10 protein-coding genes are annotated in these 11553 nt (G+C 43.9%); 7 read left to right on the forward strand and 3 right to left on the reverse strand.

Annotated features, from left to right (window positions below; translation table 11 throughout):
- The first annotated feature begins 120 nt into the window (after nucleotides 1–120).
- Genes TV75_RS12665 through thrB form a run of 3 tightly spaced genes read left to right on the forward strand, consistent with a single transcriptional unit; the run spans nucleotide 121 to nucleotide 3409 of the window.
- Nucleotides 121–1419 (forward strand): homoserine dehydrogenase, encoded by a 1299-nt coding sequence (locus TV75_RS12665; RefSeq protein WP_044339137.1) that lies wholly within the window; start codon nucleotides 121–123, stop codon nucleotides 1417–1419.
- Nucleotides 1416–2477 (forward strand): threonine synthase, encoded by a 1062-nt coding sequence (gene thrC, locus TV75_RS12670; RefSeq protein ID WP_044339138.1) that lies wholly within the window; start codon nucleotides 1416–1418, stop codon nucleotides 2475–2477. The genes TV75_RS12665 and thrC overlap by 4 nt, the downstream gene beginning before the upstream one ends.
- Nucleotides 2474–3409, forward strand: a complete 936-nt coding sequence (thrB, locus tag TV75_RS12675) for a homoserine kinase (protein WP_044339139.1) — start codon at nucleotides 2474–2476, stop codon at nucleotides 3407–3409. Before thrC ends, thrB begins: the two co-directional genes overlap by 4 nt.
- 171 nt (nucleotides 3410–3580) lie before the next feature.
- Here the strand turns inward: thrB and TV75_RS12680 are convergent, their stop codons facing one another.
- Nucleotides 3581–3886, reverse strand: coding sequence for an AbrB/MazE/SpoVT family DNA-binding domain-containing protein (locus tag TV75_RS12680; RefSeq protein ID WP_253275528.1), 306 nt, complete (start codon nucleotides 3884–3886; stop codon nucleotides 3581–3583).
- A gap of 148 nt (nucleotides 3887–4034) precedes the next feature.
- On the opposite strand from TV75_RS12680, the gene TV75_RS12685 reads away from it, so the two are divergent.
- The 3 genes from TV75_RS12685 (at nucleotide 4035) to TV75_RS12695 (ending at nucleotide 7785) form a co-directional block, all read left to right on the forward strand.
- Nucleotides 4035–5228, forward strand: a complete 1194-nt coding sequence (locus TV75_RS12685) for a cation:proton antiporter (RefSeq protein WP_367379314.1) — start codon at nucleotides 4035–4037, stop codon at nucleotides 5226–5228.
- 61 nt (nucleotides 5229–5289) lie between these two features.
- Nucleotides 5290–6636 (forward strand): ATP-binding protein, encoded by a 1347-nt coding sequence (locus TV75_RS12690; protein ID WP_253275530.1) that lies wholly within the window; start codon nucleotides 5290–5292, stop codon nucleotides 6634–6636.
- Nucleotides 6637–6651: 15 nt separating this feature from the next.
- Nucleotides 6652–7785, forward strand: a complete 1134-nt coding sequence (locus TV75_RS12695) for a DEAD/DEAH box helicase (RefSeq protein ID WP_044339140.1) — start codon at nucleotides 6652–6654, stop codon at nucleotides 7783–7785.
- A gap of 148 nt (nucleotides 7786–7933) precedes the next feature.
- Here TV75_RS12695 and TV75_RS12700 read toward each other — a convergent pair whose 3' ends face one another.
- The gene (locus TV75_RS12700) at nucleotides 7934–9547 is read right to left on the reverse strand and encodes an amidohydrolase (RefSeq protein WP_044339141.1); all 1614 of its coding nucleotides are present in this window, start codon (nucleotides 9545–9547) and stop codon (nucleotides 7934–7936) included.
- Between the two features lie 178 nt (nucleotides 9548–9725).
- Here TV75_RS12700 and TV75_RS12705 point away from each other — a divergent pair, with 178 nt between their 5' ends.
- Nucleotides 9726–10271, forward strand: a complete 546-nt coding sequence (locus TV75_RS12705) for a GNAT family N-acetyltransferase (RefSeq protein ID WP_044339142.1) — start codon at nucleotides 9726–9728, stop codon at nucleotides 10269–10271.
- Between the two features lie 916 nt (nucleotides 10272–11187).
- Here TV75_RS12705 and TV75_RS12710 read toward each other — a convergent pair.
- A complete protein-coding gene (locus TV75_RS12710; protein ID WP_044339143.1) occupies nucleotides 11188–11421 on the reverse strand; it encodes a hypothetical protein in 234 nt (77 codons plus the stop codon).
- Between the last annotated feature and the right edge of the window lie 132 nt (nucleotides 11422–11553).

Below are 11553 nucleotides of genomic sequence, written 5' to 3' on the forward strand. Positions count from 1 at the left end.
AAGCTCTTACATTCTAAAAATACGTAAATACCTATTGTAATAGGTAATTTTTTCTACTATAATGTCCACTATACAAGAACAAATGTACATCAGAAATAAACAAATGGAGGTTTTCGGCTTATGGAATCAATTTCAATCGGACTTTTAGGACTCGGAACGGTGGGAGCAGGAGTGGTGAAGATTGTAGAGAATCATCAGGATAAACTGTCCCATCAAATCGGCTGCCCTGTGAAGGTAAAGAAAGCCCTTGTTCAGGATTTAGAGAAAGATAGGGGACTGGAAATGGAAAACAGCATACTGACCTTAAATCCTGAGGAAGTCCTGTTTGATCCTGAAATTGATATTGTGGTCGAGGTAATGGGAGGAATTGAAGCAACGAAGGAACATCTCCTCCATGCACTGCACCAGAAGAAGCATGTCGTTACGGCAAACAAGGATCTTATGGCGCTGCACGGACCGGAATTATTGAGAGCTGCCTCAGAAAACGGCTGCGACCTATTCTACGAAGCAAGCGTCGCAGGTGGTATCCCGATTTTAAGAAGTTTAGTAGATGGCCTCGCATCGGATCGGATCACGAAAATGATGGGAATCGTCAACGGAACAACCAACTTTATTTTGACGAAGATGACGAAAGAGGGACGGACCTTCGAGGATGTCCTCCAGGAAGCCCAGGATCTTGGGTATGCAGAAGCGGATCCGACAGCAGATGTCGGCGGTTTGGATGCGGCGAGAAAGATGGCCATCCTTTCAACGCTGGGGTTCTCCATGAACGTTGATTTAGCGGATGTGAAAGTGAAAGGCATTACGGAAGTGACGGGTGATGATATCCAATATGCCGAGCAATTCGGCTTCACAATGAAGCTCATCGGATATGCTCACCGTGAAGGGGAGAGTGTCGAGGTGAGTGTGGAGCCTACTTTGCTGCAAAACGAGCATCCACTGGCATCGGTCCATGATGAATATAATGCGGTATACGTATACGGAGAAGCGGTTGGTGAAACGATGTTTTACGGCCCGGGTGCAGGAAGTCTTCCGACTGCCACAGCCGTCGTATCCGATATGGTAGGAATCATGAAGAATATGAGATTGGGAGTCACGGGTAAGAGTGCGGTGAACCCGCAATTCCCTAAAAAATTAAAAGAGCGTAATGAAATTCATTCAAAATATTTCTTGCGTCTGCACGTACAGGATGAAGTAGGTGTTTTGGCAAAACTCACTTCCATCTTCTCTAATCATGGCGTCAGCTTCGAGAAGATCCTGCAGAATCCGTTAGACAGTGACGAATTTGCTGAAATTGTCCTAGTGACCCATAAAGCATCTCTTGATCATTACGAAGATATTCTTATGGAGCTTAAGGATTATGAAGCCATTCATTCGATTGAAAGTTCATATCGTGTAGAAGGGGGAGAAAAAGGATGAGGTGGAAAGGATTATTGGAGCAGTATGGTGAGCGTCTTCCATTAAATGATGACACTCCTCTTTTAACGTTAAATGAAGGGAACACTCCCTTGGTTGAATTAAAGACGTTGTCCCGGGAATGGGGCATCGAGCTTTATGCAAAGGTAGAGGGAGCAAACCCTACCGGCTCCTTTAAAGATCGCGGAATGGTTCTCGCCGTTGCCAAAGCGGTAGAGTCAGGCAGTTCGACGGTCATTTGCGCCTCTACCGGAAATACCTCTGCTTCAGCCGCAGCATATGCAGCAAGGGCAGGAATCAAATGTATCGTGGTCATTCCAGAGGGGAAAATTGCTCAAGGGAAATTAGCTCAAGCTGTCATGTACGGTGCCGAAATCATTTCCATCGAAGGGAATTTTGATGAAGCCCTCGAAATCGTCCGTGAGCTGAGTAAAACCGAATCTGTCACTCTTGTGAATTCAGTGAATCCATATCGATTGGAAGGACAGAAAACAGCAGCTTTTGAAGTCATTGATGGATTGGGGGAAGCCCCAGATGTGCTTGCGATCCCTGTCGGTAATGCAGGGAATATTTCGGCATACTGGAAAGGCTTCAAGGAATATCACAATCTTAAAGCCTCGACTTTACCACGGATGTTTGGCTTTGAAGCGTCGGGGGCTGCAGCCCTGGTCCATGACAGGGTGTTTCCTCAGCCTGAAACGATTGCCACTGCAATCCGCATAGGGAACCCGGCAAGCTGGACGTTAGCTGTGGATGCTCTGAAGGAATCAAACGGACATATTGACGAAGTAACCGATGAAGAAATTCTTGAGGCCTATCAGCTTCTTGCAAGTAAAGAGGGGATATTTGCCGAGCCGGCGTCATGTGCCTCGATTGCGGGAATAAAGAAATCATTAGATAAAGGTTTGATCGAAAAAGATTCAAAGGTAGTGGCGGTGCTGACAGGCAATGGCTTGAAGGATCCGGTTACGGCAATGGAATGCAGTCCGGTCACTCCGGTGAAGTTGCCAAACGATCGTGAAATGGTGAAGGACTACATCAAAGGGACGATTGGCGTATGAAAAGACGTGATCCCCGCTCCTGGAAGATCATTGTCCCGGGAAGCACTGCCAATTTAGGAGCTGGATTCGATTCACTGGGCTTGGCGTTAAATGTGTTTTTAACCGTGGAAGTACATGAAGCAGAAGATTGGCAAGTGATTCCCCTTTCTCCTGCCCTTGAGATCTTTCCGGAGGATGACACACATTTTATTGTAGAGATCGTGAAAGAGGTGGCAGATGACTATGGTAAGAAGCCGTCTCCTTGCCATCTCTACGTGTCGAGTGATATTCCGTTAACGAGGGGGTTAGGCTCCAGTGCAGCAGCGGTTGTGGCGGGCATTGAACTTGCCAATGCCCTATGTGAGCTGAATCTGACCCAGGAAAAGAAACTGTCACTTGCGAATCGATTTGAAGGTCATCCTGATAACGTCGGGGCTTCCCTCTATGGTGGGTTTGTGGTCAGCTGTCAGCATGAAAAGGGTGTGAGTCTTTTATCGATCCCTGATCTTCCGATTGATGTGATATGCGTAATCCCTAAAGCTGAGCTGAAAACATCGGAATCAAGAAATGTACTTCCGACCAGTTTATCTTTTGAAGAATCCGTGGAGGCGGGCGCGATTTCAAACGTATTGGTGGCTGCGTTTTTAACCGGGGACTGGGAAATGGTTGGGAAAATGATGAAGCGGGACAGGTATCACCAGCCCCATCGTAGAAAGCTGCTTCCTCACTACGATGCAGTGGAAGAGGTAGCTGGCCGTTTCGGTGCATTCGGTGTCGCCTTAAGCGGTGCCGGGCCGACGATTGCCTGTTTTGTGGAACGGGAAGCGAGTGAATGGCTCGCACGCCAGCTGGACCAGTCCTTCCCCAGCATGGACGTCCGCAAACTATCCATCTCCCCATCGGGAAGCAGCATCACCATTCAACAACCGAAGGTCCGTCCCTCATCGCTTTAAACGAGTGAGGGACGGACCTTGTTTTTGTTGTTTTGTGCACTGTTTTTCCTGTCATGAGGCTTGAGCCTCTGAGTGGTAAGAAGGACCTGAAGTGAAGGGAAAGAAAGCCTTCTTCTCAGGTTCTTCTTATGCATGCCTGCTCTTATCGAGGGGCCATGGGCTTTATTTGTTTTATTTCTCCAGGGTGATCATAAAACAATTCTCTTTCTCATTTACTTTCATGTAGTAGGGTGATTGATGGGTCATACCCATTTCTTCCCGGATTTCCTTTGGGATGTGTACGGTACCTTTTTCTGAGATGTAACGCTTATTATGTGTGGAGTCTTTATTCGCTCTCTTAATATAGATGCAGTTGTTTTGGTAGACGAGTTCCGCAAGTTTTCCGGGTACCAGTCCAAACTGTTGTCTCCATTTATGAGGGAGGGTGATCGATCCGCTCTTACTGAATGTTTTGCTTCCATACATCATGCTCAACATGTCGCATCACCTGCTTTCACTATCATTGCTTCTCTATTTTCCTTCTCTACGACAAATAAACACGATTTTGAAAAAATAGGAAGATGGTTGGGTACGTTTAACTCGTGGGTGACAAAGGAATAAAAAAGTATAAACCCATTGTTTGGAGGTGGGAACCATCGAACCAATCCACATCCTGTTCTTGCTAGTAATCGGCTACAGTGTGTATACCATTGATAAAAAGAAAAAGAATTTCCCTGTTCCCGTTGTTTTACTCCTGCTTGGAATGGGTCTGTCGTTCATACCTGCCTTTTCTGACGTCACCTTAACGAAAGACATTATCTTTGAATGGTTTTTACCCTCACTTTTATTTATTTCGGCATATCAATTTTCACCAAAAGCCTTGAAAAAGCATGCGGGAATCATCTCTCTTTTAAGTACAGTCGGCATCGTCATCACGATCATCCTAATGAGTGTGCTTTTCTATTACGGTTTACATCCGTGGCTCTCAATTTCGTATGTAGAGGCTCTCTTGATCGCAACAATCTTAACGCCTACTGATCCGGTTTCTGTTGTGTCGGTGTTGAAGGAGGCTTCGAGTCGCAGAGACATAGCGGATATAGTAGAAGGGGAGTCAATGATCAATGATGGTACAAGCGTCGTTCTCTTTACGGTCGTCGCAGGTATCTACTTTGGGGAAGAATCCTTTTCTGTTTCTTTGTTCCTTTGGGAATTTCTTTTGGTTTCCTTTGGAGGAGTCGTGATCGGTGGTTCACTCGGCTGGCTGGCGAGTAAGGCCATCCATTTCACAACGGACTCCAGGTACCAGATCATGCTTAGCATCATTCTTGCTTACGGTACCTTTTACATAGGGGAAGAACTTGGTGTTTCAGGCGTACTGGCTACTGTCTCTTCAGGTATCATGCTTTCTTATGAATACGGAAGAACGATTAAAGAGAAACATTTCAGGAGGGATCTGGATGGTTTCTGGACCGTCATTGAACCGACCATCCTGACCTTTCTGTTCCTGTTAATCGGAATCCAGGCGACGCAATATTTGTCTTTCTCATTAATCGGGTGGATCATCCTCCTATTTATTCTCTCCTTGCTGGTTCGCTATGTTATTATTATTGGTGTTGTCAAAATGAAAAAAACGTGGAGAAAAACGTACGGGTGGAAGGAAGTATCTATATTAACGTGGTCCGGCATCAAAGGCACCATGTCTGTTGCTTTGCTGCTTGGTATGGATGGGCAAGGACCTCAGCTCCTGCACTCCTTAACATTTGGGGTTATCCTGCTATCTCTCATCATTCAAAGCGTAGGAATATACCCGTTGTCCACTTTCTTTCTGAAACGAAAATAAGTCCTTAAAGAATTTTATGATAAATTGGTAAGAACTGAGAAACCATAGGAGAAAGACTATTTTGAATTTAGGTGAAACCTCTACGATGAAACAAGCAAAAGACATTGCCTTAAGAATTTCCATCACCTATGTGTTGTTAGGCGTTGTGTGGATTATATTGTCGGATTATTTTTCCATGATACTCGCTCACGAGAAGCTTAGCATGTATATATATTTTCAACGCTACAAAGGCTGGTTATTTACACTTGTAACAGGTATCATTATTTTTCTATTGGTATACCGGAGGACACATGAATTAATCCTCTCGAATGAAAAGTTAAAAAAGAAAGAGAAGCAGCTCCAAATAAGGAATCAGCATTATCATTCCTTATTTGAACAAAATCCGGACGCGGTATTAGAGTTGACCCTTGACGGGAATGTGGTGTCTGTGAACTCTGAAGCAGAGGGATTGCTTGAATCCACCCATGAAGAGTTGAAAGAAGTGAAATTCAGCAAATTTTTGGATGAAGGTGAGATGAAACGAGTAAGGGAGTACTTTTTCGAAACATTCAAAGGCTGGTCATCAACGTTTGAAACGAGCATTCATTTAGCTAATAACAAACAGAAGATCCTGCGATGTTCACTCGTCCCGATTATTATTAATCGAAAAGTGACAGGAATGTTTGCCATTGCGAGGGATATCACTCTTCATCGTGAAAATGAAGAAATGGTGGTCGCTTCCGAAAAGCTTTCTGTCATTGGACAGCTTGCGGCTGCCGTAGCACATGAAATCCGCAATCCCCTAACATCTTTGAAAGGGTTCATTCAGCTTATGCAAACAAGCAATAGAATCAACCATGATCATTTGGACATTATGCTTTCTGAAGTGGATCGGATTGACCTGATTTCAGGTGAGATGCTGATACTTGGTAAACAGCAGGAAGTCCATTTCCGTCCCGAAAAGCTGGATGACATCCTTAGACAAGTGCTGGTACTAATGGAAGCCCAGGCCCATCTTGATAATGTATCCATTTATTATGAAAACAAGGCGGAAAATCCTTTATATGTGTTAGGTGAAGGAAATCAGCTTAAACAGGTGTTCATAAATATTATTAAAAATGCAGTTGAATCCATACCTGACTATAAGGATGGGATCGTTTCGATTACATTGGAAGATCGAGTCTCGGCTGCCCGTGTAATCGTGACGGATAATGGGGTCGGCATGGATCCGGAAAGAATCGGGCACCTTGGAGAACCATTCTATTCAACGAAAGAAAAAGGAACGGGTCTGGGACTGGCCGTCTGTCAAAAAATCATTGAACGACATAAAGGACATATACACTTTCAAAGTGAAATAGAAAAAGGAACTGCAGTGGAAATCAGCCTGCCAATCGTAGAAGAAGAGATACCGGGTGCCACTGCGGATTAAGAAAGGACTAAAAGCATGAACTCAATTTCAACCATTATCAAGACACCGTCAATTCAGAAGAACTGGGAAGAATCCGGCTTCACTTCACTAACCCCTGTACAGGAGCGCGTAGTACCCCTCATCATGGAAGGGAAAGATGTTGTTTGTGAATCACCGACGGGTACAGGGAAGACGCTTGCTTATCTTCTTCCGATCATCCAAGCCATTGATCCATCAAGAAAACAGGCTCAAGCTGTGATTCTTGCTCCATCAAGAGAGCTTGTCATGCAAATCCACCAGGAAATCCAGAAATGGGCGAAGGGTACCGACGTCACGAGTGCGGCGTTCATTGGGGGAGCAAATATCAAGAAGCAAGTGGAGAAACTGAAAAAAAAGCCGCATATCGTAGTGGGTACAACGGGTCGCTTGATCGAACTGATGAAACTGAAGAAGCTGAAAATGCATGAAGTGAAAACCATCGTCGTCGATGAGTTCGACTTAATGATTTCATCAGAACATATCCGTGAAGTGAAGGATATCATTAAAGCAACGTTAAAAGAACGTCAGGTTTTATTCTTCTCTGCGACGTTGTCAGACGAAACCGAGCACGTAGCGGAATCCCTATTGCAAAACCATGAAATCGTGAAAATGGAAGCGAACCTTGATAATCCAAAAGTAGATCATGTGTATGTGTACAGTGAGCTGAGAGACAAAATGGAAGCTCTAAGAAGCATCTCCTACTTCAAAGGAATCAAGGCCCTTGTATTTTTTAATCAACTTGAAAAGCTCTCTGAAATAGAAGAAAAGCTGAAGTATAAAGGAGTCGAGCTGGAAGTATTGGCAGGGGAATCAAACAAGATGGAGCGTAAGCAATCTTTGGATCGCTTCCGGTCAGGGAAAGTGTCCATGCTTCTGACAACAGATGTCGCAGCACGTGGACTTGATATCACAGACGTCACACATGTTGTCCATTACGACTTCCCAAGCGATACAAAACAATATATCCACCGCTCAGGAAGAACCGGACGCATGGGAGCGGAAGGAACCGTCATCTGCCTCGTCTCGAAACGCGAACTGAGCTTCCTTGAAAAACTAAGCAAAGAACTCAATCTCCCATTCCAAGAAAAAACCATCCGGGGCGGGGGACTGAAAGCGCCGGAACAAAAATAAGATGAATCTGTAGAGGTCCGTCCCTCAGGTATGAGGGACGGACCTCTGTTTTTTTGAGACGACGTCACGATTTATGATCCTGAATTCAAATATATGAAGCTTTTGTCGAATAAAATAGATTTCTATCTCTCCATTCATCAATCCAACTCTACTTTTCAAACACAACCTCCCCGTCCATCACCGTCATCCATACATCCGTCTCCAGGATTTCCTCGGCTTCCACTTCAAATAGATTGTGGTCCAAAACGACTAAATCCGCTTTCTTTCCAATTTCGATCGTCCCTAAATCATGCTCTCTGAAGTTTCCATAGGCAGGGGATTTCGTATAATGAAGCAATGCATGTGCTAATGATATTTTTTCATGAGGATTCCAGCCGCTTGGTGGAGTTCCGTCCTCATGCTTTCTGGTAACCGCCCGGTAAAGACCAAGCATGGGATTCAAATCCACAATCGGGAAGTCCGTGCCAAAGGCCACAAGCGCTTTATGATTCTGCAAGGACCCGATCGGCCATGTGAATCGTGACCGGTCACTACCCAATCTATCTAAGTAAGCATGGGTATCCATGGACCCTGATGTCAGGTGTTCAGGCTGGATGGATGCAATGACCCCTAAGTTCGCAAACCGATGGAAATCACTTGGATCGCATACTTCAATATGCTCGATGGTATGACGTGAATCCCGCACCCCGTTAACACGCCGGGCATGCTCATACAAATCCAGTCCCAACCTGACCGCAGCGTCTCCACATGCGTGAAGGCGAATCCGGAATCCTTCCCGGTCAGCATCTTCAATCCATCTTTGGTATACATGAGGTTCATAAATCGTGCCGCCCAAATCAGAAGGACGATCCGAGTATGGTTGAAGTAAAAAGCCGGTATAGGTGAGGGGAACACCATCCAGAAACTGCTTCAAACCTGAGAATTGAAGCTTATCGGATTGAAACCTTTCCCTGAATCGGATACCACGCTCAAGATCCCCATCCAACACATCCAAAAAATGAATCCTGGTCGTCAGCTTTCCTTTTTCCTCAAAGCCTCTGTAAAAAGCAGGATCCCCTAAAGTATATCCGGGCAGAGGAAGCATATCAGAAACAGAGGTTATACCGCAGGATGCAGTCTTTGCCAGCATCCCGTCCATCAGCCTGGTTTTCACTTTCTCATCAAAGGAAAAGGCTTCAATGACATATTTAACAGCCGTTTCGTACAAGAAACCGGTCGGCTCCCCATCCTCGTCTTTTTCAATCTTTCCAAAAGGGGGTTCAGGAGTATCCCGATGAATTCCCAATTTCTTAAGGGCAGCTGTATTCAGCCACGCACTATGAGCTTCTTCATTCAGAAGCACAACGGGTCGGTGGGGAAAGTACTGATCCAAAGAGTGACGGGAGGGAAGAGTCTGCCCTGGCCAGCGTATGTGATGCCAGCCGAACCCAAGAATCCATTCTTCATCTGGATGATCCTTTGCATACTCCGCAACCATTTTTGCCGTCGCTTCTTCTGAATGGCCGAATGTCAGCTGACAGAACCCCTCGAACATCGCCCCTAAAAACAAATGAAGATGAAAGTCATGAAAACCTGCCATCACCAGTCGGTTTCCAACATCCCATGTTTCTGTCGACGGTCCTGTAAAACTTACCATCTCTGAACGGGGACCGACTCCAACAATCGTATCATCCCGAACAGCCACGAAACCGTCAAAGGGGGACATAGCCGTTCCAGTAAATATGGCTTCACTTACTATGATTTTGTGAGCTTTATGTTGCATCTTCGCCTCTCCAATCCTTTTCAACATGTTAAATCGATTGTAACCAGAATTAGGAAATAATACAAACAAACGTTTCTCATCACCAGTACAAGATTTTAGAAAAATTCAATTTTCAAGAAGGCATTAAAAAATACAATGTTGAATAGTTAAGGAGAACAAGAAGAAAAGGAGAATGATTATGCTGACAAGAACCTTCCCGTTACTTGAAACAGAAAGATTCCGCTTAAGACAGATGGAAGAAGGGGATGCCCCACAAGTATTTGATTATTTTTCAAAAGATGAAGTCACACGATATTATGATTTAGAATCGTTTCAAGAAGAAACACAAGCTGTTGAAATCATCAATAGATGGAGCGAGAGATTTCAGGTGAATGAAGGGATCAGATGGGGGATTGCTTTAAAAGAAACAAACGAAATCATCGGAAGCTGCGGTTTTCATCAGTGGGAAAAAGAACACTTTAAAGCCGAGATCGGATTTGAAGTCCATCCAACGTATTGGAAACAAGGGGTTATGACCGAGGTGTTGAAACCGATCCTGCAGTACGGCTTTGAAGAAATGTCTCTGAATAGAATAGAAGCTTATTATGATCCGTCAAACACGGCTTCAAAGAAATGTCTTGAAAAAGCAGGATTTACGTTCGAAGGAGTCTTAAGACGAGCGGCATTTGAAAAAGGCGTCTTTTGTGATGCAGTCGTTTGTTCACTGTTAAGAGAAGAGTTTTAAACAAAATTTAAGACGCTGCTTATGCCTATATCACATAAACAGCGCCTTAACTTAAGTAAACCTTATTCAATTAACTTTACTATCCTTTCTTACTAATACACATACTTAACATTCATTTAAATTAATGGTCTTGCATGTATTATTTAGTTTATTTTCTCTTGCCGCTGATTTCCCCACACGCCCACATGTTACGAAGATAGTTTTCACGGGCTATCTTCTTGCGTACCATGATGTTAGCATGCTTCGCTTACACTCTTCATTGGAATCATCTCCTGAAATAAGATTGCGCATTCCCACATATCCACACATCTTGAAATCAGTTTTCACGGGCCGATCTCAAAAGCGAGATGTGATGCTGATATGCTTTGCTAGCTTACTTCATTGGAATCACGCCTTCCTTTAAAGTTTGTGTTTGTTAATCATTTATTAATTATATATTAACAAATTCTAAAATTAATGCAAATGTTCAGAATAATCAATATAATGCGATTTGGGCTGTTTTTTACGATGAAATAGTGGGTTATCTTACCTTATCTCATTCTTTCTTATTTTTTGAAACTTTTTTACGAAAAGTAGCTAGAAGCTTCTAATTGAGGGTTTCAATAAAACAAGGACCGTTCCTTTCCGCTGCAGGTGCTCGCTTTCCGCGGGGCGGGCGGTGAGCCTCCTCAGCTTCGCTTCCGGGGTCTCACCTGTCCCGCTTCTCCCGCAGGAGTCGAGCACCTTTCGCTCCAATCCACTCTGTGCTTCTTCATTATTTGTCACTATAAGAATTAGAAGTAGATAGACCAAACACTAAAAATCATTTAACAAAAGAATTGAACGTCACTTAAAAAGCAGCCACTCTACACAGTAACAGCACGTAGTTCCTTTCTCATTTTAAAAAATCCATTAATTGTGCAAAAAAACAGTCCCATTATTCCAATCGTCTATTAAGATAGTACTTCTCTAAATCAAGCTCCCGGTTCACAAGCAGCTCCATTTCTTCTAGATGATGTGTTTCCACGACGGGGTCAAGGTGGGACCAGTGAACTTTATTGACGAAGTAATAGTTTCTGATCTTTCTGAGGATGACAAGGGAGTGGGGGAAGTGATCAAATTCTGCTTTTATGCTGTTGAAACGGGTAAAGCCCCATTTTGTTAGATTCATGTTTTATCACCTAATGTTCTATTACCTTTTCTTTCAATATGTTAATCCCCTGGGAGCATATCCGATTTAAACAAACGTTTGATTAGTACTTCAAAACATTTATTCTACTAGGGTTCAAGGGATTAAACAATC

The sequence above is a fragment of the Rossellomorea aquimaris genome, assembly GCF_000935355.1.
Lineage (GTDB): Bacteria > Bacillota > Bacilli > Bacillales > Bacillaceae_B > Rossellomorea > Rossellomorea aquimaris_B.